Origin of the sequence: Galbibacter sp. PAP.153 (genome assembly GCF_037029175.1) — a bacterium.
In the GTDB taxonomy this organism is placed as follows: domain Bacteria; phylum Bacteroidota; class Bacteroidia; order Flavobacteriales; family Flavobacteriaceae; genus Galbibacter; species Galbibacter pacificus.
The window spans coordinates 108,910-133,012 of the sequence record NZ_JAZEUN010000010.1 but is presented as its reverse complement, the minus strand read 5'-3'; the positions used below and the strand labels follow the sequence as shown (position 1 = coordinate 133,012).

The 24,103-nt window shown below is 39.6% G+C and carries 18 protein-coding genes and 1 pseudogene; 9 read left to right on the top strand and 10 right to left on the bottom strand.

Annotated features, from left to right (window positions below):
- Positions 1-4 precede the first annotated feature (4 nt).
- Genes UXI14_RS08440 through UXI14_RS08430 form a run of 3 tightly spaced genes read right to left on the bottom strand, consistent with a single transcriptional unit; the run spans position 5 to position 3,383 of the window.
- Complete coding sequence (locus UXI14_RS08440) at positions 5-829, bottom strand: ZIP family metal transporter (protein ID WP_277899935.1); 825 nt, start codon at positions 827-829, stop codon at positions 5-7.
- 14 nt (positions 830-843) lie between these two features.
- Complete coding sequence (locus UXI14_RS08435; protein ID WP_335965753.1) at positions 844-2,727, bottom strand: Nramp family divalent metal transporter; 1,884 nt, start codon at positions 2,725-2,727, stop codon at positions 844-846.
- 2 nt (positions 2,728-2,729) lie between these two features.
- Complete coding sequence (locus UXI14_RS08430; RefSeq protein ID WP_277899933.1) at positions 2,730-3,383, bottom strand: metal-dependent transcriptional regulator; 654 nt, start codon at positions 3,381-3,383, stop codon at positions 2,730-2,732.
- An 85-nt stretch (positions 3,384-3,468) separates the two neighbouring features.
- On the opposite strand from UXI14_RS08430, the gene UXI14_RS08425 reads away from it, so the two are divergent.
- Positions 3,469-5,727 carry a TonB-dependent receptor gene (locus UXI14_RS08425; RefSeq protein ID WP_335965752.1) on the top strand — a complete coding sequence of 753 codons (2,259 nt, stop codon included), beginning with the start codon at positions 3,469-3,471 and terminating at the stop codon, positions 5,725-5,727.
- A gap of 56 nt (positions 5,728-5,783) precedes the next feature.
- Complete coding sequence (locus tag UXI14_RS08420; RefSeq protein ID WP_335965751.1) at positions 5,784-6,779, top strand: hypothetical protein; 996 nt, start codon at positions 5,784-5,786, stop codon at positions 6,777-6,779.
- 5 nt (positions 6,780-6,784) lie between these two features.
- On the opposite strand, the gene UXI14_RS08415 is transcribed toward UXI14_RS08420, so the two are convergent.
- The gene (locus UXI14_RS08415) at positions 6,785-7,759 is read right to left on the bottom strand and encodes a polyprenyl synthetase family protein (RefSeq protein WP_335965750.1); all 975 of its coding nucleotides are present in this window, start codon (positions 7,757-7,759) and stop codon (positions 6,785-6,787) included.
- Positions 7,760-7,889: 130 nt separating this feature from the next.
- On the opposite strand from UXI14_RS08415, the gene UXI14_RS08410 reads away from it, so the two are divergent.
- The 4 genes and pseudogenes from UXI14_RS08410 to UXI14_RS08395 all read left to right on the top strand — a co-directional run bounded on the left by UXI14_RS08410 (position 7,890) and on the right by UXI14_RS08395 (position 14,553).
- On the top strand, positions 7,890-8,495 hold the full coding sequence (locus tag UXI14_RS08410) for a TetR/AcrR family transcriptional regulator (RefSeq protein ID WP_335965749.1): 606 nt from the start codon (positions 7,890-7,892) through the stop codon (positions 8,493-8,495).
- A gap of 3 nt (positions 8,496-8,498) precedes the next feature.
- Positions 8,499-9,851 (top strand): TolC family protein, encoded by a 1,353-nt coding sequence (locus UXI14_RS08405; protein ID WP_335965748.1) that lies wholly within the window; start codon positions 8,499-8,501, stop codon positions 9,849-9,851.
- A gap of 25 nt (positions 9,852-9,876) precedes the next feature.
- Positions 9,877-11,043, top strand: coding sequence for an efflux RND transporter periplasmic adaptor subunit (locus tag UXI14_RS08400; RefSeq protein ID WP_335965747.1), 1,167 nt, complete (start codon positions 9,877-9,879; stop codon positions 11,041-11,043).
- Positions 11,044-11,046: 3 nt separating this feature from the next.
- A pseudogene (locus tag UXI14_RS08395) lies at positions 11,047-14,553 on the top strand (efflux RND transporter permease subunit).
- A 102-nt stretch (positions 14,554-14,655) separates the two neighbouring features.
- Here UXI14_RS08395 and UXI14_RS08390 read toward each other — a convergent pair.
- Positions 14,656-15,756 carry a PA0069 family radical SAM protein gene (locus UXI14_RS08390; RefSeq protein WP_335965746.1) on the bottom strand — a complete coding sequence of 367 codons (1,101 nt, stop codon included), beginning with the start codon at positions 15,754-15,756 and terminating at the stop codon, positions 14,656-14,658.
- A gap of 114 nt (positions 15,757-15,870) precedes the next feature.
- On the opposite strand from UXI14_RS08390, the gene UXI14_RS08385 reads away from it, so the two are divergent.
- Entirely contained in the window at positions 15,871-17,301 is a 1,431-nt protein-coding gene (locus tag UXI14_RS08385; protein WP_335965745.1) for a Gfo/Idh/MocA family oxidoreductase, read from the top strand.
- A 454-nt stretch (positions 17,302-17,755) separates the two neighbouring features.
- On the opposite strand, the gene UXI14_RS08380 is transcribed toward UXI14_RS08385, so the two are convergent.
- The 5 genes from UXI14_RS08380 to UXI14_RS08360 are packed head-to-tail and all read right to left on the bottom strand — an operon-like array spanning position 17,756 to position 22,323.
- Entirely contained in the window at positions 17,756-19,657 is a 1,902-nt protein-coding gene (locus UXI14_RS08380) for an amidophosphoribosyltransferase (RefSeq protein WP_335965744.1), read from the bottom strand.
- Between the two features lie 47 nt (positions 19,658-19,704).
- Complete coding sequence (locus UXI14_RS08375; RefSeq protein WP_277899922.1) at positions 19,705-20,631, bottom strand: PfkB family carbohydrate kinase; 927 nt, start codon at positions 20,629-20,631, stop codon at positions 19,705-19,707.
- Positions 20,632-20,657: 26 nt separating this feature from the next.
- Positions 20,658-21,257, bottom strand: a complete 600-nt coding sequence (locus UXI14_RS08370; RefSeq protein ID WP_335965743.1) for an START domain-containing protein — start codon at positions 21,255-21,257, stop codon at positions 20,658-20,660.
- A gap of 36 nt (positions 21,258-21,293) precedes the next feature.
- A complete protein-coding gene (gene rnhA, locus UXI14_RS08365; RefSeq protein ID WP_335965742.1) occupies positions 21,294-21,767 on the bottom strand; it encodes a ribonuclease HI in 474 nt (157 codons plus the stop codon).
- On the bottom strand, positions 21,760-22,323 hold the full coding sequence (locus UXI14_RS08360; protein ID WP_335965741.1) for a phosphoribosylglycinamide formyltransferase: 564 nt from the start codon (positions 22,321-22,323) through the stop codon (positions 21,760-21,762). Before UXI14_RS08360 ends, rnhA begins: the two co-directional genes overlap by 8 nt.
- A gap of 179 nt (positions 22,324-22,502) precedes the next feature.
- On the opposite strand from UXI14_RS08360, the gene UXI14_RS08355 reads away from it, so the two are divergent.
- Together UXI14_RS08355 and fabF are read left to right on the top strand one after the other, a co-directional pair.
- The gene (locus UXI14_RS08355; protein WP_008989958.1) at positions 22,503-22,736 is read left to right on the top strand and encodes an acyl carrier protein; all 234 of its coding nucleotides are present in this window, start codon (positions 22,503-22,505) and stop codon (positions 22,734-22,736) included.
- Positions 22,737-22,836: 100 nt separating this feature from the next.
- The gene (fabF, locus tag UXI14_RS08350) at positions 22,837-24,087 is read left to right on the top strand and encodes a beta-ketoacyl-ACP synthase II (RefSeq protein ID WP_335965740.1); all 1,251 of its coding nucleotides are present in this window, start codon (positions 22,837-22,839) and stop codon (positions 24,085-24,087) included.
- The last annotated feature ends 16 nt before the right edge of the window (positions 24,088-24,103 follow it).

The window sequence follows — 24,103 nt, the reverse complement described above, 5'->3', positions numbered from 1 at the left end:
TTTTTTACCCCAAAGCCACATCCAATGTCATCATGACAATAAATCCGCCCATAAAACCCAGGGTGGCAATATCGGTATATTTATCTTGTTGGGTTTCGGGAATAACTTCTTCGACCACTACAAAAATCATGGCGCCGGCCGCAAAAGCAAGTGCATATGGCAAAACCGGTGTAAAAAAGCTTACCGCCAAGGCACCTACAACTCCGGCAATGGGCTCGACAATGGCAGAAAGTTGCCCGTAATAAAAACTTTTTTTTCGGCTTAACCCTTGTCGGCGCAACGGCATGGAAACGGCAATTCCCTCGGGGAAATTTTGGATTCCTATCCCTATGGCCAAAACAACGGCTCCGGCAATGGAAGCTTCGGGAATCCCGGCCGCTACTCCGCCAAATAATACGCCAACCGCCAATCCTTCAGGAATATTGTGCAAGGTAATTGCCAGGACTAGTAAAATGGTACGGTGCAAGTTGGTTTGCACACCTTCGCTTTCACTGGGCTTAAAGTTAATATGCAGGTGCGGTAAAAATTTGTCCAAACCAAAAAGGAATAAAGCGCCAAGGCCAAAACCGATTGCTGATGGAAGTACTTTGGCAAATCCATCGCCTGTGCTCATTTCTATAGCGGGGGCCAATAAGCTCCAAAAACTAGCGGCCACCATGACGCCTCCGGTAAAGCCAAGCATTCCGTCGAGCACGCTTCGTTTCATCTCTTTAAAAAAGAATACAAACGATGCCCCCAAAGCCGTTATCAGCCATGTAAAAGTGGTGGCCAGCAACGCACCGATAACAGGATCTATTTCTTCAAAAAAATTTATAATCGTTTCAAACATAATGGTTAGTTAAATTATTGTTTTACAATTAATACAGGGGTTTTTACGCGGTGTCTTACTGTATTTACGGTAGTACCGAAGAGGATGTCTTTAAAAAAATCATGGCCATGGGCTCCCATAATCAAGAGGTCGTATGTTTCTTCGTTTACAAACTTCGGAATTACTTTTTTGGGCCTTCCAAAACCTAATTTAATAGTTACGTTATAGCCCATGTCGGTTAGTATTTTTTGGTACGATTCCAAATACTTTTTATCGCTAGAGGCTTCATGGTCGTTAATCTGTTGCCCATAAATCAATGCCCCGGCAGTCTCAACCACGTGGATAAGCGTATATTTTGTGTTTTTTTGACCAATTTTTAAGGCAGTGTCAATACCAACTTTGTCCGCCTGTGAAAAGTCAATGGCGATGGCAATTTTGTTGTAGGACAAGGTACTTGGTAGCTTGTTGAACAATACTTTGTCTATGTGAGGCACATGTTTCTCCTTTCTTGTTTTTTTATGAATATTGGGACTAAAAATTATATAAACCAACAATAATAAAGCAGCAATGGCAAGGGGAAGCACCACGGCCCAAATATAAAAAGGGTGTTCGGCCGATGCTAGCCAGCCGGAAACTTCTTCAAAAACAAGTTTTATATTAAGTGACACAATAATTAAGGCAATAATCCATGAACAAATTTTTAATGGGAATTTAATAGAAAAATCGCCCATTAATTTTTTATTGCTCACAAAATGAATTAATGGAATAATGGCAAATCCAAGTTGAAGGCTTAATACTACTTGACTGAGGACAAGGAGCTTTCCCGTGGCTCCTTCACCTAGAATTACAATGGTGAGAATAGCAGGGATAATTGCAATAATGCGTGTAATTACCCTTCTTACCCAAGGCTCGATTCTTAAGTTTAAGTAACCCTCCATTACAATTTGTCCGGCAAGCGTTCCGGTAACGGTAGAGCTTTGTCCGGCAGCAATAAGTGCCAATGCAAAAAGTATGGATGCCCATTTAGAACCTAATAAAGGCGATAATAATTGGTGTGCATCCTGTATTTCTGCAATGCCAAACATACCATTTTTATAAAAAGTGGCAGCGGCCAGAATTAAGATAGCAGCATTTACAAAAAAAGCCAAGTTAAGGGCAATGGCAGAGTCGACAAAATTATATTTAAGCGCCTGCTTTATGCCCTTGAAATTTTTGTTGAATTTTCTTGTTTGCACCAAAGACGAATGCAAATAAAGGTTGTGCGGCATTACGGTAGCCCCTATGATGCCAATTGCAATATAAAGAGCATCACTATTGGGAATAGAAGGGATGAGGCCACTGGCTACTTCATGCATGTCCGGCTTAGCAAAAAACATTTCAAATAAAAAAGAAAGTCCAATAATGCTAATGAGGGCAATAATAAAAGCCTCCATTTTCCGTATCCCTTTATTTATAAGAAAAAGCAATAGAAAAGTATCCAAAACCGTAAAGCAAACGCCCCAAATTAACGGAATGTCCAATAGGAGCTGTAAACCAATGGCCATGCCTAAAACTTCGGCAAGGTCTGTTGCGGCAATGGCTACTTCGGCCAATAGGTACAATATAAAATTAACAGGTCGCGAATAGGTTTCCTTAGAAGCTTGTGCAAGGTCCTTGCCCCTTACTATGCCCAGTCGTGCACTTAAACTTTGAAGCAATAACGCCATGATATTGGACATTAACAGGACCCAGAGTAAGCTATAGCCAAATTGGCTCCCGCCTGCAATATCGGTGGCCCAATTTCCAGGGTCCATGTATCCCACGCTAATTAAATAGGCAGGGCCAAAGAAAGAGAGAGTCCGCTTCCAAAAGGATTTTTTGGTAGTAGTGTTTATACTTTCATGAACTTCTTCCAATGAATGATGGCCGGGTTTAGGCATGATTAGCTGATTTTTAGAAAAATATTGTTGGCAGTCATAGACGAGATGTTTATTTCCTTATGATTGAGTTGGATTAAAACAGAATTATCGAAAGGCTCTTTGTTGAGGATAATAATTTTTTCGCCTAGGGCAATATTGAGTTTGTCTAAATACCTTAAAAAGTCAGACGAGGAATCTTTTACACCCACCACAATGCCCTTGTCTCCTTTTTTTGCGGAAGAAAGCAATACTTTTTCAACCTTTGTAATATTTCCGTCCTTGTCAGGAATCGGGTCGCCATGCGGGTCAATTCTCGGGTAATCCAGAAAGGCATCTAGTTTTTCAACAAGTTTTTCGCTTTTTATGTGCTCCAGTTCTTCGGCAATGTCGTGAACTTCATCCCATGAAAAATTAAGTTTCTCCACTAAAAAAAATTCCCATAAACGGTGTTTCCGTATAATTTTGGCGGCATATGTTTTTCCCTTGTCGGTCAACCGGGCACCTTGGTATTTTTTATAATGAACCACGTCTTTTTCGGCTAGTTTCTTAATCATGTCGGTTACAGACGACGCTTTGGTGTCCATCTGCATAGCAATTGCATTGGTAGAAACTCCTTTTTGGTCATCCTTCGAAAGATGGTAAATGGCCTTTATGTAATCTTCTTCAGAAAGCGTCATGTTTTTTATTTATACAAAAATACATTTTTATTTGTAAAAACAAATTTTTAGTTTTGTCTAAAAATAAATTTAAATAAAGCTAACAATGAAAATAAAGCTGTTTTTTCTCTTCTACCTGATATGTTTCTCGGTGCTTGGACAATATGTGGAAGGACGTGTTATGCATAAAAATGAAGCATTGCCGTATGCAAACGTCTCTGTATTTGGAGCAAACAAGGGAATGGCCACTGATAAAAATGGATATTTTAAATTGTTTTTAGAAGAAGGTGATTATACTTTATTGGTTTCTTATACCGGGTTTTCTTCAGTAACCAAAAAAATACGAGTTGATGATAATACTATTTTTGTTGAATTTAATTTAAGGGAAGAAAGCAAGCTTGACGAAGTGGTAATTACCGGAACGTTAAAGCCAGTAAGCAGGATGGAAACCCCGGTTCCGGTAGAAGTTTATAAACCTGCTTTTTTTAAAAAGAACCCTACTGCCAATGTTTTTGAAGCCTTGCAGAACGTTAATGGTGTACGCCCGCAATTAAATTGTAACATTTGCAATACGGGCGATATCCATATAAACGGTCTTGAAGGTCCCTATACCATGGTTTTAATTGATGGGATGCCAATTGTAAGCGGCCTGTCTACGGTTTACGGGCTTTCGGGAATTCCAAATTCGTTGATAGAACGTATGGAAGTGGTAAAAGGCCCGGCATCGTCTTTGTATGGAAGCGAAGCCGTGGGCGGATTGATAAATATTATTACCAAAACCCCAGCATATGCGCCAAAATTTACCATCGATGCTTTTGGGACCACTTGGGGAGAATTTAATCTGGACATGGGCTACAGGGCATTGTTGGGAGAAAAGATTTCCTTTTTATTTGGTGCGAATTACTTTAATTATAGCAACCCCATAGATAATAACAATGATAATTTTACCGATCTAACTTTGCAAGACCGCATTTCACTGTTTCAAAAATGGGATTTTAAACGAAAGGAAAACCGGCTTTTCTCACTTGCTACGCGTTATTTTTACGAAGACCGCTGGGGTGGCGAAATGCAATGGGCACCCAAATATCGGGGCGGGGATGAAGTTTATGGCGAAAGCATTTATACGTCCCGTTGGGAATTTTTAGGGAAATATCAACTTCCTTTTAAGGAAAAAATGTTGTTTACATTTTCGTATACCGATCATGACCAGAATTCTGTATACGGCGATGTTCCGTATTTGGCGCAACAGCGTATTGCTTTTGGGCAACTTACTTGGGATAAAAAATGGGGGAATCACGATTTGCTGTTTGGAACAGCGTTGCGGTATAATTATTATGACGACAATACCCCGGCGACAGAAAATGGATTGAAAAACATTCCCGACGCAACAACCATTCCCGGCGTTTTTGTCCAGGACGAAATAAAATTCAATAAACAACATACCTTGTTGCTTGGGATGCGTTACGATTACGACAACCGCCACGGAAATATTTTCACGCCGCGCCTTGCCTATAAATGGAGCTTTTCGCCAAACGATATTTTTAGGGTCAATGCAGGCACCGGTTTTCGGGTGGTAAATTTGTTTACCGAAGACCATGCCGCGCTTACCGGGGCAAGGGAAGTGGTTATTGCAGAAGAATTAGACCCCGAGCGCTCGTATAATGTTAACATTAACTATCTAAAGAAAATCTATACAGGGAATAATAATTTTATCGGGCTCGATCTTTCTGCTTGGTATACCTATTTTACCAATATGATTGTGCCCGATTATGATACCGACCCCAATGAAATTATTTATGATAATTTGGATGGATATGCCGTTAGCAAAGGAATAAGTGCCAATGCAGATATTGCTTTTTACAACGGATTGAAATTGATGCTTGGTGCAACCTTGATGGATGTTTCGCAAACGGAAAATGGTGAAACTACCCGGCAAATGTTAACCGAGCAATTTTCGGGAACTTGGGGCGTTTCATACAAAATTATGCCTTGGCACTTGAATATTGATTATACGGGAAATCTATACGGGCCCATGCGTTTACCGCTTTTGGGCGATTTGGACCCCCGTAAGCCAAATTCACCTTGGTGGAGCATTCAAAACATTCAGTTTACGTTTAATGGATTTAAAAAGGTTGAATTGTATGGCGGCATTAAAAATTTATTGAATTGGACCCCCAATAAAGGCAACCCGTTTATTATTGCCAGGGCCAACGACCCTTTTGATAAAAACGTACAATTTGATGCTCAGGGAAATGTAATGGCAACGCCCGATAATCCATATGCGCTGACTTTCGATCCATCTTATGTATATGGGCCAAATCAAGGAATACGAGGGTTTTTGGGAGTGCGGTTTCAACTAGATTAAAAAGGGGCAGTATGTTTTTGCGCTAAAATTTTTACATTTAACAAAAATCTTAAGCCATGCGCATTATAACATACTGCTTTTTGTTTTTCACCGGTGTAATGTATAGCCAAACCAATATTCATGAAGAGGTAATGCTTGGCCCCAATGAAGAAAAAGAATTTTTTGTTGCGGCCAACATGGACGACCTTATCCAGTTTGAAGTAAAAAGGACCGACGGCAAAAAAATATCTCATTTTTCATTAACGGCACTTCAAAGTAACAATACTGTTTTTACCGAAAGGCGTTTTAGAAAATTTAAAAGCAGCATTACTTCATTTGAAAAAAGCGTGTATCGATTGCTTTTTAAAAACAACACTCCAGATCCTGTTGCTTTTGATTTGGATGTAGATATTAATTCTTATAATAATCAGCCTGCTGTAATGGCATACCGAACAGTTTATGATACCGTTTATGGCGAAGAAAAAACCATCATGGAAACTGTTGAAAAACTGGAAACCAAAACACTGCAAAAAGAAAAATTTTACCTGAACAGTAAATCCAATGCCTTGGTAAAGGGCGGGAAAGACCGAGCTGTTTTTCCGGTGTACCTGCCTAAAAATACAGCCGAATGGTTTTATGTTTTAACCGCCAATAGAGATGAAGAAGCCATAAAGGCCACTGCAAAAACATTTAGCCTAGCCAGTGAGCTGTCTAAATATATCGAGACGGAAAAAAATTCACTGTCAACGGCAGTAACAAATTTAAATGCACCTCCTGGGGCTAATATTTGCGATATCTATTTAATGAATAAAACAGAAGCTACAAAATTTAGGGCAGGCGAAGATTATGGGTTTGATATTGAAGGTTCGAGAGAAAATTATAAATCGGGAATTGTTGGGGTAAAGGGCACACAATCCAAAGCCTATTTTATCGGGGTGAAAAACCCGGACAATTTATATGGAATTCATGTTGGTATTGAGGTTGTGGCCATTGTAAAAGAAGAAAAAACAGTTCCTAAATTAGTTCGTAGTCCAACAATAACCGCAAAACAGGTTCCGTATGTATCAGAATGAGTTTTTTATACTTCCCTTCCCATTAGTATATTGGCAAAAGAAACCAATGTTTCCTTCTTTTCGGCGCTAATGTTTAGCCCGTTCAGGATATCCAGTGCTTTTTTTGTATAATTTTCTATTGCTTTCAAGGTAGCATCAACAGCCCCGCTGGACGCCATTAATTCTTTTACGGTTTGAATTTTTGCCGAAGGGTCGACTGGGGCGATAGCATATAAATGAAGGAGTTGCTCGGCTTCATCGTTGCCTAATTCTTCAATGGTCTTAAGGTAAAGAAAGGTCTTTTTATTTTCAATAATATCCCCGCCTATTTGTTTCCCAAAGCTTTTTGGGTCTCCAAAGGCATCCAGATAATCATCTTTTATTTGAAAGGCAATCCCTAAATTCATGCCAAAATCGTAAATAGCTTTTGCGTCATTTTCATCAGCATGCGTAACAATGGCGCCCATTTCCATGGCAGCTCCCACCAAAACGGCAGTTTTATAGGTAATCATTTTTAGGTACTCATCAATGGTAACATCGTCACGGGTTTCAAAATCAATATCATATTGTTGTCCTTCGCATACTTCAATAGCGGTTTTGCTAAATAGTTTTGCCAGTTTATGAAAAACTTCAGGGTCGTAACGTTCAAAAAACTGATAGGCAACAATAAGCATAACATCACCAGAAAGAATACCGGTGTTTAAATCCCACTTCTCGTGCACGGTTTCTTTTCCTCTTCTCAGTGGCGCATCGTCCATGATATCGTCGTGGATCAATGAAAAATTATGGAATATCTCTATTGCCATTGCTGCATTCATTGCCTTTTTGTAGTCGTTTCCAAAGATATCGGCAGTCATCAAAGTTAAAACAGGGCGTAACCTTTTGCCTCCCAATCCTAAAATATAATTCATTGGGTTATAAAGATTAACAGGCTCCCGTGTAACAATATGCTGTTCTAAATGACTAACAAATGCGTCTCTATAAGCATGAATGGATAACATAGGGTTAAATTTTCGGCTAAAATACCATATTTAAGAAAGTTGCCAACGGGTTTTTTATGTTAAATAATTGTAAATACTTTGGAAACTTTTATTGTTTTTAAAGTTTCCTTGCGTATATTTGCCCCCAATTATGAAGGAAAAAATATTAGATAAGGCTACTGAAATGTTTTTGAACCTAGGTTTTAAAAGTGTCACAATGGACGACATAGCAACAGAACTTGGGATTTCTAAAAAAACGATATATCAGCATTTTAAAACAAAGACAGAATTGGTGGAAGCGGCTGTTTTTTACCTTTTTGAGTCGATTAGCAGTGGAATTGATTTTATTTGCGAAGCATCGCACAATCCTATAGAAGAGCTTTTTCATATTAAAAAATTTGTAAGCGATTACCTTAAGGACGAAAAATCTTCCCCGCAATTTCAACTTAAAAAGTATTATCCAAAAATATACAACCGTTTGTTCTGGAAACAGTTTGAGGTAATGAACGAATGCGTTATGGAGAATATAAAAAAAGGCGTTGACAGCGAATTGTTCAGAAAAGGAATTGATATAGATTTTATAGCCAGAATTTATTTTAGCGGAATGTTAAACATTAAAGATCCCGATATTTTCCCTGCTACAGATTTCAAACCGTCAGATTTGGCAACAAAGTTCCTGGAATATCATATTCGGGCAATTGCCACAGAAAACGGACTTAAAATTTTAAATGAATTTATTAACCAAAACAACGATTAAACGATGAGGAACTTATTAATCATCGCTGCTTTTTTAACAAGTATATCTGGATTTTCTCAAGAAAAAAGTTATAGTTTTTCCATGGAAGAGGCTATCAATTTTGCATTAGATAGTAGTTATGCCGCTATAAACTCCAGGCGTGAAATAGCAAAATCTTTAAAGAAAAAATGGGAAACAACCGCAGCAGGTTTGCCACAAATAGATGGTGTTGTAGACTACCAAAACATGTTAAAGCAACCAGTAACGTTAATTCCGGGCGAAATAGCAGGTGGCGAGCCCGGCACCTTTGTACCGGTTAAATTTGGAACCAAGCAACAAATGTCGCTTACGGGAACCTTGACGCAGCTAATTTTTGACGGATCGTATTTAGTAGGGTTAAAAGCGGCAAAAGTGTTTGTTGATTATAACGAAAACACCAACGAAAAAACGCTTCTGGAAGTTAGGGAAGGCGTAATTAATGCATATGGCGGGGTTTTGCTTACCCAAGAGAGCGTTGCAATTTTAGAAAAAAACCTTGCAGCCCTGGAAGATAATTTAAAAGAAACCCAGGCCATGTACGAAAACGGGTTTGCCGAAGAAGAAGATGTAGAACAGTTACAGATTACAACCCTGCAAATTAAAAATCAGTTAAGTAATTCCAAAAGAATGGAAGGCATTGCTGTTCAAATGCTCAATTTGGCATTGGGTGTTCCTATTGATGCCGAGGTGAACCTGGAAGATAATTTACAGACCTTAACAGAGGAGAGCGTAAGCCTGGCCCTTACCGAAACAGCCTTTAACTTCGAAAATAACGTAGATTATAGAATCGCACAAAACTTGACTAAACAGCGCGATTTGGAATTAAAACTGGAAAAAAGTAAAGCGCTGCCAACCATAAACGGGTTTATTAATTACGGCACCTCAGCCTTTGATAACGAATTTGTGTTTTTTGATAGTGAAACTTCTTGGTTTCAATCGTCTATATTGGGAGTGAGTATGAATATCCCTATTTTTAGCTCCTTACAACGCAGCGCCCGGACCCAACAGGCAAAAATAGCACTGGACCAGGCAAAAACAGACTTTATTCAGACAACACAACAAATTAATTTGGACCTGGACAGGGCTAAAAGTAATTACAGGTTTGCTATTGAAAACTACCGTACATCTGAACAAAACCTGAAATTGGCAGAGCGTATTGAGAACAAAAATCAAATTAAATATAGAGAAGGGATTTCAACAAGTTTCGACTTTAGACAGGCACAAACACAGCTTTACACCGCACAACAAGAATACATAGAATCTATGTTGGAAGTAATTGAAGCAAAAGCTGAGCTTGAGACAATATTGAATACCCCTGATGTTTTAAATAAAAATTAATTGGCATAAACTAAATCAACAAACAATGAAAAAGACATATTTAATCATAATTTCAGCATTGGTCCTAGCTTCATGTGGGGGCGGGGGAAAGCAGTCTGTAGATGAGGTTATAGAAAATGGTAATTTGGAGGCGATAAAACAAAAACGTGAAGAATTATCCCTTCAGCACGATGCCTTGGGTGCCGATATAAAAAAATTGAACAATGCAGTTAAGAAACTGGATACCACCAAAAATTATGTGTTGGTAACTGCATTTACGGCAAAAGATACACTGTTTAACCATTATATTGAACTTCAGGGAAATGTAAGTACCAAGGAAAACATTGTAATTAATGCCGAATATTCCGGAGCCCTTCAGCAAGTGGTGGTAAAAGAAGGCCAGAGCGTACACAAAGGACAAGTACTGGCACGTATAGACGAAGGGGGCTTAGGTGCTCAGTTGGCACAGCTTAAGGCGCAGGAAACCTTGGCCAAGACAACTTATGAGCGTCAAAAAAGACTTTGGGAACAAAATATTGGCTCCGAAATGCAATATTTACAGGCGCAAACGCAATACGAGTCCAATAAAAGTGCGGTTTCGCAACTAGAAAGCCAATTGTCAAAAGCTACTGTAGTAGCGCCTTTTTCAGGTACTATCGAAGAAATTATTTCAGAGCAAGGTACCAATGTGGCCATGGGAACTCCTATTATGCGTATTGTGAGCCTAAACAATATGTACATAGAGACCGAAGTGCCCGAAAAATATTTGCCTAGCATCAAAAAAGGGACCAATGTTATTGCCGAGTTTCCTGTAATTGGTGAAAAAGTAGAAACAGACGTCCGTCAGGTAAGTAATTATATCAACCCCTCCAACCGTTCATTTAAAATAGAAGTGGGCGTGCCAAACAAAAACGGGATGATAAAACCAAACCTTACGGCCAAAGTTATAATTAACGATTACACCAGCGAAAAAGCCTTTCTAATACCTCAAAGCGTTATTTCAGAAAACGCCGAAGGAAACCAATATGTTTACATCGCTTCCAATATTGCCGATAATGGAGAGGCAGAAGTGCATCAGGCCGTTATCCAAACAGGGAAAACCCAAGGAAACCTTGTGGAAGTTGTAAAGGGCATAAATGCCGGAGATTATATTATAAAAGAAGGGGCGCGCAGTGTTCAGGAAGGACAAAAAGTTAAAATACTAAAGAAATAGTCCATGAGTAAAATTAATAAAAACGCTGATAAAGAATTTAGACTGTCGTCTTGGGCTATAGAAAACAAGACAACAATCTATGTCATGATTGCAATAGTCCTCATATTGGGGGTGTCGGCTTATTTTGGAATGCCCCGGGAATCTTTCCCCGAGGTAAAAGAAACCAAGATATACATAAGCACACCTTATCCGGGGAATACCGCTGAGGATATAGAAAGGTTGATTACCGATCCGCTTGAAGACGAACTTAAAAACGTGAGCAACGTAGTGGAAATTACATCAACCTCTCAAGAAGATTATGCAATTATAACCGTGGAGTTTGATGAAGACATTACCGTAGAGGCTGCCAAACAAAAGGTAAAAGATGAAGTAGATGCCGAAAAGGCCGGCGAGGATTGGCCGGTATTCAACGGGGCCAAGGTAGAGCCCAATGTGTTCGATCTAAACCTATCGGAAGAAATGCCCATCCTAAATATCAACATAAAAGGGGATTACCCGGTTGAAAAATTAAAAGAATACGGTGAATATTTAGAAGATAGAATTGAAGACCTTCCGCAGATAAAACAAGTTGATATCCGCGGAGCGCAAGAAAAAGAGGTAGAAGTTGCCGTGGATGTCTATAAAATGATGGCCGCCCAGATTAGTTTCGACGATGTGCTTAATACCATAAGGAACGGGAACGTAACAATGTCGGCCGGAAATATGATTGTAAGCGGACAAAGACGAACAATCAGGATTCTTGGGGAAATAGAAGACCCACAGGAACTTCAAAATTTTGTGGTAAAATCTCAAGACGGAGTAGTGTACTTAAGAGACATTGCTTCAATTTCCTTTAAAGAAGAAGATAAAACCACTTTTGCACGCGAATTTGGAGAAAGTGTTGTGATGCTCGATGTGAAAAAGCGTGCCGGAAAAAACATGATTGAAGCTTCAGAACAAATTGAAGAAATTATAAAAAAGGCTGAAAAAGAATATTATCCGCCCGATTTATCAATAACCGTTGCCAACGACCAGTCTTCGCAGACCTTAAATCAAGTAAGCGACTTGGTAAACAACATAATCTTCGGTATTATTTTGGTTGTAGGTGTGTTAATGTTCTTTTTGGGCTTCCGGAATGCATTGTTTGTAGGTTTTGCAATTCCAATGTCAATGTTTATGTCGTTCATGATCCTTCAAGGGCTTGGATATACACTAAACACCATGATTCTTTTCGGACTCATTATGGGTCTTGGTATGTTGGTAGATAACGGGATTGTTGTTGTGGAAAATGTATACCGCTTAATGGACGAAGAAGGCATGTCCCGTATAGAAGCCGCCAAAAAGGGTATTGGTGAGATTGCATTTCCTATAATTATTTCTACAGCCACAACGGTTGCGGCATTTATCCCATTAGGGATGTGGCCGGGCGTGATGGGCGAATTCATGAAATTTTTCCCGATTACCTTGTCGGTAGTGCTGGGCTCCTCACTTTTTGTGGCCATTTTTATGAACTCCATGCTTGTTTCCCAGTTTATGGACACCGGAGAGAAAAAACTTACCAGAAAACAATTAATACGTTTAAGCATTATTTTGGGGGTTCCCGGTATTTTTATACTAATTTTTGGTGGCGCTGTCAGAGGGCTTGGAACTTTAATGATTGTTACCGCCATTATGTTCTGGATATACCGTTATTGGTTAAAAGGGGCCGCCGACTATTTTCAAGCACATACGCTTACATGGCTGGAAAAAAAATACCAAAGCTTCCTTAAAATGGCCCTTGGCGGATGGAAACCCTTGCTGTTTGTTGGTGGGACCTTTGCCCTGCTTATTATAGTTTTTATGCTGTTTGGCCAATCATTGGGAAGTGGGCGGACTAAAGTGGAGTTCTTTCCCGACAATAAACCAAACCAGATTATTGTTTATATTGAATATCCACAAGGAACCGATATAGACAAGACCAATGCCATTACCAAAGATATTGAAAAGCGGGTATATGCTATCCTGAACGATGGCGAATACATGGACAATGGTTATAACTATATGGTAGAATCGGCTGTTTCGCAAGTGGGGGAAGGTGCCGGAAACCCACAAACAGATGGGGGTTCCAGTGCCGAAATGCCACACAAAGGAAAAATTACCGCTACCATGCGGGAATACAAATACCGTCGGGGAAAAGACAGCGAAGTGCTTCGTAAAAAAGTACAAGAAGCCTTAAAGGGAATTTACCCCGGGGTTGCCATTTCTGTTGAGAAAGATGCCGTTGGTCCACCTGCTGGATACCCGATCAATATCGAGTTAAGTGGTGAAGATTACGACGAGCTTATTGTTACGGCCGAAAAAATGCGCGATTACATCAACACCAAAAATATAGCTGAAGTTGAAGAGCTCAAGATCGATGTGAACAAAGGAAAGCCGGCAATGGTAGTTGAAGTGGATAGGGAAAAGGCAGGAGAATTGGGCGTAGCCGTAGGACAGGTTATTTGAAAGAAACAGTTAAGACGTTCCATATTTGGTGAAAAAGCCGGGATTTACAAAGAAGGTGGCGATGATTACGATATTTATGTGCGATTTAACAAAGACTTGAGATATAATACAAGTGCTTTGTTCGATCAGAATATAATATTTAGGGATCAGGCTTCAGGCCAGATTAAAGAAATCCCCGTTTCTGCTGTTGCCAAACATAAAAATACGTCTTCCTTTAGTGCCATCAAGCACAGAGACCTCAAACGGGTAGTTACCGTGTATTCTGGTTTGGCTCCTGGATATACCGATGCCGGGGCCGCAGTAGGGAAAATTCAAAAGGAAATGGGTAACTTCGATGTTCCCAATAACATTCATATAGATTATACAGGTCAAATTGAAGAACAAAACAAACAAATGGCCTTTTTAATGAGTGCGTTTTTTGCAGGATTGGGGCTCATTATGCTTATTTTAATTTTTCAGTTTAGTTCTGTGTCCAAGCCTACTATTATCATGTTGGCCATATTCCTGAGTTTTATTGGGGTATTTGGTGGTTTGATGATTACGGGATGGTCTTTTGTTATCATGATGACCATGATGGGGATTATCTCACTTGCGGGGATCGTGGTAAACAATGGTGTTGTATTATTGGATTATGCACAAATATTAATAGATAGGAGAAAGATTAAGTTAGGGCTTACGGAAGACAGCGATTTGTTGCCAAAAGCCGATATGAAAGAAGTATTGGTAATGTCTGGCAGGGCTAGGTTACGTCCTGTATTGCTAACGGCCATAACAACCATTCTTGGGTTAATTCCTTTGGCAATAGGTTTAAATATCGACTTCTTTTCCCTGTTCTCGCAATTTGATGCACAGATATATATGGGAGGAGATAACGTTATTTTCTGGGGACCTTTGGCTTGGACGGTTATTTTTGGCCTCTTTATAGCTACCTTCCTTACACTTATTATTGTTCCGTTGCTATTTTACATGGTATATTGGGCAAAATTAAAATTCAGAAATAAAAAAGAAGAGGTTGTGGAAAAACTAGACGACATAGCCCCGATATAAATAATACTTAAATTTGGTTAATTGCTAAAAACGGTTATGCGTATGTTCGTATAACCGTTTTTTTCGTTCGTTGAATCTTTCAACTTAATTTAGAGCGTTCCATCACTCAAATAGATTCATTTGCCCTGGAGGGGAATTTTTGAAGAGCTCCCGTTGCATATTAAACAGGTTTTTGTTTAATTGTGGCATTTGGATATCGCTAAAATATTGCTGTCGTGCTATTTTTATAAGTGCATGGATTTGCTCTGCTATCTTTCCTTCACCGGTTTTCCTTACGCCGTACCTGCTGTCGTTTAATGTGCCGCCATGACACTCGGCAATTTGGTGTAGTACCTTTTCGGCTTTATCGGGCAATGTTTTGTGTATCCAATCGGTAAAAATTTCACCAATGGCACCATTGAGCCTTACCACGGTAAACCCAATGGACATGGCTCCGTGTTTCCTAACGGTTTTTGCTAACGGAAGGATTTCATGACTATTAATTGAAGGGATTATGGGGGCCATCATCACATTTACGGGCACCATATTATCAGATAATGTCTTTACGGTTTCCAAGCGTTTTTTTATGCTTGCCGTACGTGGCTCCAACACCCGGCGTGTGTCTTCGCTTAAAGAAGTAATAGAAACGTTTACGGCAATTAATCCTTGAGAAGTAAGTTCTTTTATAATGTCCAGGTCGCGCAAAATAAAGGCGTTTTTTGTAATAATGGCAACAGGATGCTTGTATTTTAAAAATACCTCAAGGCATTTTCTGGTAATCCTGAATTTTTGTTCTGCCGGTTGGTAACAATCGGTGTTTCCTGCCATTACAATAGTTTTTGCCTGCCAATTTCTGCTTAAAAGTTTCTTTTCCAATAATTGGGGGGCATTTTTTTTAACAAGTATTTTTCTTTCAAAGTCCAATCCGGCACTATAGCCCCAATATTCATGAGAATTTCGCGCATAGCAATAAATGCAACCATGTTCGCACCCTTGATAAGGATTCATGGAATACCCCATGCCAACATCGGGGCTGGTTACTTTGTTCACAATAGTTTTGGGAAAGACCTCTAGGTAACTGGTTTTGTTTTTGTCGGCAATTTCTCCTTCGAGCCGGCAATATTCAAGAAAGTCTTCCCTCATTTCATGGGAGAGTTCCAGAAATTTATTGCGGACATTTATTTGTGCGCCCCTTCCTTTGCTATTTTTTAGATTATCGGACATAATCCAAAATTATGGAATAATTCCATTTCATCAAAAAGAATTTCTTCAAAAAAAATGCGTAACTTTTTTGCGAAATAAACATTAACCTTTTAAAAATATTAACGATTTTTCAAAATGAAACGTAGAAACTTTATTAAGAACGCAGCCGCTGCGGGAAGTGCCCTTTATATTGTGCCTTCGCATGTTATGGGCGGTGTTCATGTCCCTCCAAGCGACACTTTATATATGGCCGGATTTGGAGTTGGAGGAAGAGGTGGCCAAGTGATCAAGGAATTGGGAAACACTAAAAAAGTTAAATTTGTTACCCTGTGCGATGTGGACGAAGTGCGTGCAAAAGACACCTTTAAAGCACATCCAAAAGCAAAAAAATACAAGGATTTTAGAGAAGTTTATGATAAGCACTTAAACGAAATAGATGCTTTTATGGTGGCGACACCCGATCATAACCATGCTACCATTGCACTCCCGTTTATGAAAGCCAAAAAACATGCGTATGTTGAAAAACCACTAACGCACAATATTGCTGAAGCACGATTAATGGCCAAAGTTGCCCAAGAGAACGGTATTGTTACCCAGATGGGGAACCAAGGAAGCTCTTCGGATGGTGCCCGGACTACTCAAGAATGGATTGAAGCCGGTGTCATAGGGAAAGTAATAAAAGTAGATTGCTGGACAAATAGACCGGTTTGGCCACAGGGAACCAAAGGAAGGCCAGAGGGAGTGCCAGTGCCCGGTACGCTAGACTGGGACCAATGGTTGGGCCCTGCCGCATTTAGGCCATACAACCCCGCTTATCTGCCATTTAAATGGAGGGGATGGTGGGATTTTGGAACAGGAGCACTTGGAGATATGGGCTGCCATATCATGGAGACACCTTTTAGGGTATTAAAATTAAATTATCCTACCGAAGCAGAAGCAAGCTGTACAACAGTATGGTCTGGAGATTTTGTAGAAGCCGACTATAGCGAAGCCTGTCCGCCTTCTTCAATTGTCCGTTTAAAATTCAACACAGAAAATCATGGAGATATTGCCCTTAGCTGGTACGATGGCGGCATAATGCCCGACATTCCAGATGGCCTACAAGAAGGAGAAACCATTGGAGATCCCGGGGGAGGCTCCATTTTTTATGGTGAAAAAGGAATTTTAATTACCGATGCATACTCTGAAAACCCTAGAATTTTAAATGCTTATAAAGATAAAGTAGGCGATTTCCCTACCGAAAAAAGGTTGAAAAGGATTGACGGGGCCATTTCGGGGCACTACAATAATTTTGTTGACGGATGCTTAAAAGGTATTGAAACCTCTTCCCCATTCTCCTATGCCGGACCTTTAACCGAAACGGTACTTATGGGCAATTTGGCAATAAAAGCTTTTCAGTACAAAGTATTGAAGCCAGGCAAGAAAATAGGAGACTGGGATCCATACGATTATCCCGGAAGAAAGAAAATTATGTGGGACGGAAAAAACATGCGGGTTACCAATTACGAAAAAGCGAACGAATGGATCAATGGCTCATACAGAAAAGGTTGGGAATTGAGTTCATAGGGACATATTGTAAAATAATGATTGAAAAAGCGGCTGTAATTGCAGCCGTTTTTGTTTGGGTACAATTGAAGAAAAAAAGCTTAAAAATAAAAAGGGCGGAATTAATCCGCCCTTTTTGCCCCAAATCTTACCATGAACTTAACCTACTTATGCTATGGTGATGCGAATATATGTTGAGGTGCATTTACGACAAAATCAATTGGTTGTAATGCACGTTTTTTAGTTAAAGTGAAAGATGCTGTTTTAAATTTTAAATCGAAGGAAATTTTGATTCTAATTGAGGCTTGGTATAAAATAAAAAAGGTGGAAATAAATCCACCTTTTTTGCCCCAAATCTTACCATGAACTTAACCTACTTATGCTATGGTATTGTCAAAGATAATATTTGAAAGTTATTTATAAGTTAATAATCAGTTAAAATGCATATTTTACCGATAAAACGTATATTCGCTTTTTAATAAGCTCTTCCAGTAACCCCTTCGTAAAAATTCATAAAGGCTCTGTTCACTACCCGGTTGCCTCCAGCTGTTGGGTAATTGCCCGTAAAATACCAATCGCCAAGGTTTTTGGGGCATGCCTTGTGTAAATTGTCAACCGTTTGATATATTATTTTCACTTTTGCATTAATACCTTCGGGACATAAAAGTTCGGAAATTTTCTCAGAGATTTCTTCGTCGCTAAATGGTTCATAGAATTCTTGAACGGCATTTTTTACTTCAGCATCGGGTAAATCAGCTTGATCCTTGCAATTTTTGTAAATAGCCTCTACTATTTCTTCTTTTGTCCCCCTGTCTTCATGCAGGGCCAGTGCCGCTTTAAAAGCAACAAGGTCTTCCATGCGGGCCATATCAATTCCGTAGCAATCGGGGTAACGTATCTGTGGAGCAGACGAAACTACAATAATTGTTTTTGGGTGCAACCTGTCGAGAATACGGAGAATGCTTTTCTTTAAAGTGGTACCCCTTACAATACTGTCGTCAATAATAACAAGGTTGTCTGTTGGTTTTACCGATCCGTATGTAATGTCGTAAACATGGGTTACCAAATCGTCACGGCTACTGTCTTCGGTAATAAACGTGCGAAGCTTGGCGTCTTTTATGGCCACTTTTTCGATTCGCGGCCTTTTGGACAGGATTTCGTGAAGGCGTTCACTTGTAAGCGATGCACCTTCCTGTAATATTTCCTGCTCTTTTTTATCGTTTAAAAAGTCCTGGGCCTGTTTTACCATTCCGTAAAAGGAAGTTTCGGCCGTGTTTGGGATGTATGAGAAAACAGTATTCTCTATATCATCATCAATGGTCTTGAGTATTTTAGGCAGCAATAGCCTTCCCAAGTTCTTTCTTTCCTGATATATTTCTGCATCGCTTCCGCGGGAAAAATAAATGCGCTCAAAAGAACAGGCTTTACGCTCAAGAGGCTCTAATATTTTTTTTGCTTTTACGGAACCGTCTTTTTTTATGATAAGGGCCTTTCCGGGGTCCAGTTCATGCACGTTTTCAATATCGACATTAAAAACGGTTTGAATTACAGGTCTTTCTGAAGCAACCACAACCACTTCATCGTCTTGGTAATAGTATGTGGGGCGTATTCCTGCTGGGTCCCGAAGCACAAAAGCATCCCCATGCCCTAAAAGTCCGGCCATGGCGTAACCACCGTCGAAATTTTTTGCGGCCTTTCTTAATATTTTGGCAACATTAAGCCTTTCTGCAATAATTGGAGAAGCCTCCATTTTGGTATATCCTTCCTTTTTTATTTGCTTGTAAAGCTTGGAAACGGCATCATCTAAAAAATGTCCTATTTTTTCCATCACGGTAATGGTATCGGCTTTTTCTTTTGGATGCTGGCCCAAACGGATAAGATTGGAGAAAAGCTCGTTTACATTGGTCATATTGAAATTCCCGGCAACAATCAAGTTTCTGTGCATCCAATTGTTTTGCCTTAAAAACGGATGGACGCTTTCAATACTATTTTTCCCAAAAGTACCATAACGCACATGCCCCAACATAAGCTCCCCGATATAGGGGATGTTCCGTTTTTGCAATTCAATGCTGTTGTTGTATTCTGGGTGCTCTTTTAATTCTTCGTTGATACGCCCATTTATTTGGTTAAAGATGTCTTGAATGGGCTGGGCTTGATTGGAGCGTACCCTGCTCATGTAGCGTTCCCCGGCTTGCATATTTAACTTTATGCTGGCAAAACCTGCACCGTCTTGCCCCCTGTTGTGCTGCTTTTCCATCATGAGGTACATTTTATTAATGCCATAAAATGCACTCCCGTATTTTTCCTTGTAGTATTCCAATGGTTTTAATAGCCTTACTAGGGCAATTCCACATTCGTGTTTAATAGCGTCACTCATTATTATTCTAATAAAAAACCCCGAAATTATTCAGGGCAGTGGTTTATTTACGTAAGTTTTATATCAAATTGCGTTAAACTCTTAAACTGTTCCAGCCTTTTGTAAACAGCATCGTGTTGTAATTCCTGTAGCCTTTTGGTTCCAAATTTTTCCACACAAAACGATGCAAGGTTCGATCCATGGATAACGGCTGTTTTCATATTGGCAAACGAATAGTCTTCTGTTTTGGCGATGTATCCAGAAAAACCGCCTGCAAAGGTATCGCCGGCACCGGTCGGGTCGAATACTTCTTCCAAAGGAAGTGCAGGGGCAAAAAATATGCTCCCCTTATGGAACAATAGAGCACCGTGCTCCCCTTTTTTAATAACAATGTACTTTGGCCCCATTGCTTGTATTTTTTCGGCGGCTTTTACCAAAGAATATTCGCCGGATAATTGCCTTGCTTCTTCATCGTTTATGGTAATAACATCTACTTTGGCGATTACCTGCATTAGCTCGTCCAGGGTATTGTCCATCCAAAAATTCATGGTGTCCAGAACAATTAGCTTTGGCTTTGTTTCCATTTGTTCAATAACACTTAGTTGGACGGATGGATTTAGGTTTCCTAACATTAGCACTTCGGCATCTTTATAATTGTCCGGTACTATTGGGTTGAAGTTTGCCAGTACATTAAGTTGCGTTTCTAAGGTATCTCTGGAATTTAGGTCGTTATGGTATTTTCCTTTCCAGAAGAAGGTTTTTCCGCCTTTAACAACCTCTATGGCATTAATGTCGATGCCTTTTTTTGAAAAAAGGTCGAGGTATTCTTTAGGAAAATCGTCGCCCACTACAGAAACAATGGCGCTCTCTACATTAAACTGAGAAGCGGCTAACCCTATAAAAGGAGCGGCGCCCCCTAAAATTTTATCAGTTTTACCAAAAGGAGTTTCAATAGCATCAAAAGCAACGCTTCCTACAATTAGTAATTTGCCCATGCAATAATTTTTGTGCAAATATAAGCTTAGTTTTCCAGTATTTCTTTCAGATTTTCAAAAGAATGGTAAGGAAATGTAACAAGAATTGAATTTACAAGCCATGACGGAATGGTTCCTTTTGGGTCTCCGTACATTTGCTGTGTAATTTCCACAGAATCTTTCCCTATGTCTTTAATGAGCCAATAACCTTCAAAATTATCCATTCTTATAATGTTCTTTTCTTTTTCCACATAATTGCTGTCGGCTGGTTTAATGGCTATTTTATATGTATTGGCCTCTGGTTGGGAAACATTTATGGATGAAACATGGTCCCGGTTGCTTATGGGCCAGGGAAGGTCGTTTTCCATCCAAAAAACAAATTCGCTATCAGAAATCTTTTTTACAAGTTTGCTTTGCGGGGTCTTATAGTTCCATTTTTTTAAATTATCGGCATCCACAATTGTTTCCAGGGCCTTTTTTATGGATGTTCTTGCAATAAGCACGGCCTTGTATTCATTAAACTTGGTAGAGTCCAGCTCCCGGGTGTACACCTTAATGTTGTTGGTATTGCGTTTTAGGTTCCATTCTTGAGAGTGCGATGGAGCGGTAGTGGTTAAATAAACACAAAATAAAATCAAGAATTTCATGGGGGTTGTTTTTTGATATATTGTGAAAATAGTAATTTATAACGAATTATTTTCAAATTCTGTATCGATGGCCAGTCTTTTTTCTTGGGCGGCATGTACGGCCAAAAAATCGCAGCGTTCATTTTGCGGGTGGTTGTTATGCCCTTTTATCCATTGAAAGGAGACCCTTTGTTTTCGGTATTGCTTTAAAAAGCCTTTCCACAGATCCGGGTTTTTCTTGTCTTTAAACCCTTTTTTTTCCCATCCAAAAACCCAGCCCTTCTCAACGGCGTCAACCACATATTTAGAGTCGGAAAAAACCTTTACCAGAAGTTGCGTTTTTTTAAGTTTTTTAAGCGCTTCAATCACGGCCATAAGTTCCATGCGGTTGTTGGTGGTTTTTCTAAAGCCTTTGGCGAACTCTTTTTTATAAGGTTTCCCTACCCATTCCATAACAATGCCATAACCTCCCGGCCCGGGATTTCCTTTAGAGGCCCCGTCTGTATATATATGTACGTCGTATTTATCCATTCAAAAGTTTTTCTATGATTTCGGGAAAATGTTTGTATTCCAGTTGATGTACCTTTTGTGCCACCGAGTCGGCAGTGTCTTGAGCCGTTACCTTGGTTTTTGCCTGAAAAATAATGTTTCCTTCGTCATAATTCTCGTTTACATAATGTATGGTAATCCCCGTTTCTATTTCTTTATTGGTAATAATAGCTTGGTGGACCTTTAGCCCGTACATTCCTTTGCCTCCATAATTTGGCAACAGGGCAGGATGTATATTAATGATTTTATCTGGAAATGCGGTAATTATTTCAGAAGGGACCTTCCATAAAAACCCGGCCAAAACAATAAGGTCCGGATTTAAATTTTTTAAAAGATCAAGCACATCTCCGTTCGTAAAAGCGGTTTTGTTAAAAGAAATTGTACTTTTTCCGTAACTGTTGGCACGGTCCAAAACTTTTGCCTCTTTTTTATTGGAAAGCACCATTCTAACCGATGCGGTTTGAGAATTTTCAAAATATTTTATTATATTTTCTGCATTGGTTCCTGAGCCTGAGGCCAATATAATGATATGCTTCATGAGGTGTAATTAATTAATTTCTAGGCAAAAAAAAGAATAATAATCAAGAAAGTGAAGGCAAAAATTAAATAGTTGAATTAAAAATTATTAACTTTAAAAGCACATTTTAGCCTCAAAACGTTTTTTTAAAGTAAAGTTTTTTATTTTTGCCAACAATTAAATTTTAAAACAAAAAAATTATGTCAGACATTGCATCAAGAGTAAAAGCGATTATCGTAGATAAATTAGGTGTAGATGAAAACGAGGTAGTGCCAGAAGCAAGCTTCACTAACGATTTAGGCGCAGACTCATTAGACACTGTGGAATTAATTATGGAATTCGAAAAAGAATTCGATATTCAAATTCCAGATGATCAAGCTGAAAACATTGCTACTGTTGGTCAAGCAGTTAAGTATATCGAAGAAGCAAAGTAAACGTTTTTATAAAAAAATAGACCAAAAAATTTATTCATGCTATATTGCGTGAATAAATTTTTTTGGTAGATTATTATTTATCAGAATAAAAAATATTCAGATGAAATTAAAGCGAGTTGTAGTAACAGGATTAGGAGCATTAACACCCATAGGGAATACTGTAGACGAATATTGGAACGGCCTTGTGAATGGTGTTAGTGGAGCTGCTCCGGTAACCCATTTTGATGCGTCCAAATTTAAAACGCAATTCGCCTGTGAAGTTAAAAACTTTGATCCTACAGACTTTATCGACAGGAAAGAAGCGCGCCGGATGGACCGTTTTGCCCAATATGCCATGGTTACGGCCGATGAGGCATTAAAAGATTCCGGGATCGACATCGATAAAGTAAACAAATACCGGGTAGGGGTTATTTGGGGAGCCGGAATTGGCGGTCTGGAAACTTTTCAAGAAGAAGTAACCAACTTTGCCCTTGGAGACGGAAGCCCAAGGTTCAACCCTTTCTTTATCCCTAAAATGATAGCCGATATAGCCCCTGGCCTTATTTCCATTAAAAATGGATTTATGGGGCCAAACTATACAACGGTATCAGCCTGTGCTTCATCGGCAAATGCCATTTTTGATGCACTAAACTCAATTCGACTGGGCGCAACCGACGTGGTTGTTACCGGTGGTTCTGAAGCTGCTGTTACAGCGGCCGGAATGGGAGGGTTTAATGCAATGCATGCCATGAGCACAAGAAACGACGACCCCAAAACAGCGTCTAGGCCATTTGATGCCAACAGGGACGGTTTTGTACTTGGGGAAGGCTCTGGTGCATTGGTGCTCGAAGAATATGAGCACGCCATTGCACGGGGCGCCAAAATTTATGCAGAAATCGTGGGCGGCGGGTTATCATCCGACGCATACCACATGACTGCGCCTCATCCGGAAGGTATTGGTGTTGTGGCAGTAATGGAAAATTGCCTGGAAAACGCCGGATTAAAACCAGCGGATGTAGATGCAATTAATACACATGGAACATCAACTCCCTTAGGGGATGTTGCCGAACTTAAAGCCATCGGTAAAGTGTTTGGGGAGAACGCGTACAATATAAACATTAACTCTACCAAGTCGATGACGGGACACTTATTGGGTGCTGCTGGGGCAATAGAAGCTATTGCATCGATATTGGCCATAGAAAAGGGTGTTGTACCACCGACCATCAACCACTCTACAGTTGATGAAAATATAGACCCTAAGCTTAACTTGACACTAAACAAAGCCCAAAAGCGAGATGTTAAAGTGGCAATGAGTAATACCTTTGGTTTTGGAGGACATAATGCTTGTGTAGTATTTAAAAAGCTAGATTAGATATCAAACCTATTGA

Bases quoted from the DNA above. Each gene is read 5' to 3' on its own strand.
- UXI14_RS08440 (WP_277899935.1), bottom strand. From the start codon at position 829: ATGTTTGAAACGATTATAAATTTTTTTGAAGAAATAGATCCTGTTATC.
- UXI14_RS08435 (WP_335965753.1), bottom strand. From the start codon at position 2,727: ATGCCTAAACCCGGCCATCATTCATTGGAAGAAGTTCATGAAAGTATA.
- UXI14_RS08430 (WP_277899933.1), bottom strand. From the start codon at position 3,383: ATGACGCTTTCTGAAGAAGATTACATAAAGGCCATTTACCATCTTTCG.
- UXI14_RS08425 (WP_335965752.1), top strand. From the start codon at position 3,469: ATGAAAATAAAGCTGTTTTTTCTCTTCTACCTGATATGTTTCTCGGTG.
- UXI14_RS08420 (WP_335965751.1), top strand. From the start codon at position 5,784: ATGCGCATTATAACATACTGCTTTTTGTTTTTCACCGGTGTAATGTAT.
- UXI14_RS08415 (WP_335965750.1), bottom strand. From the start codon at position 7,759: ATGTTATCCATTCATGCTTATAGAGACGCATTTGTTAGTCATTTAGAA.
- UXI14_RS08410 (WP_335965749.1), top strand. From the start codon at position 7,890: ATGAAGGAAAAAATATTAGATAAGGCTACTGAAATGTTTTTGAACCTA.
- UXI14_RS08405 (WP_335965748.1), top strand. From the start codon at position 8,499: ATGAGGAACTTATTAATCATCGCTGCTTTTTTAACAAGTATATCTGGA.
- UXI14_RS08400 (WP_335965747.1), top strand. From the start codon at position 9,877: ATGAAAAAGACATATTTAATCATAATTTCAGCATTGGTCCTAGCTTCA.
- UXI14_RS08390 (WP_335965746.1), bottom strand. From the start codon at position 15,756: ATGTCCGATAATCTAAAAAATAGCAAAGGAAGGGGCGCACAAATAAAT.
- UXI14_RS08385 (WP_335965745.1), top strand. From the start codon at position 15,871: ATGAAACGTAGAAACTTTATTAAGAACGCAGCCGCTGCGGGAAGTGCC.
- UXI14_RS08380 (WP_335965744.1), bottom strand. From the start codon at position 19,657: ATGAGTGACGCTATTAAACACGAATGTGGAATTGCCCTAGTAAGGCTA.
- UXI14_RS08375 (WP_277899922.1), bottom strand. From the start codon at position 20,631: ATGGGCAAATTACTAATTGTAGGAAGCGTTGCTTTTGATGCTATTGAA.
- UXI14_RS08370 (WP_335965743.1), bottom strand. From the start codon at position 21,257: ATGAAATTCTTGATTTTATTTTGTGTTTATTTAACCACTACCGCTCCA.
- rnhA (WP_335965742.1), bottom strand. From the start codon at position 21,767: ATGGATAAATACGACGTACATATATATACAGACGGGGCCTCTAAAGGA.
- UXI14_RS08360 (WP_335965741.1), bottom strand. From the start codon at position 22,323: ATGAAGCATATCATTATATTGGCCTCAGGCTCAGGAACCAATGCAGAA.
- UXI14_RS08355 (WP_008989958.1), top strand. From the start codon at position 22,503: ATGTCAGACATTGCATCAAGAGTAAAAGCGATTATCGTAGATAAATTA.
- fabF (WP_335965740.1), top strand. From the start codon at position 22,837: ATGAAATTAAAGCGAGTTGTAGTAACAGGATTAGGAGCATTAACACCC.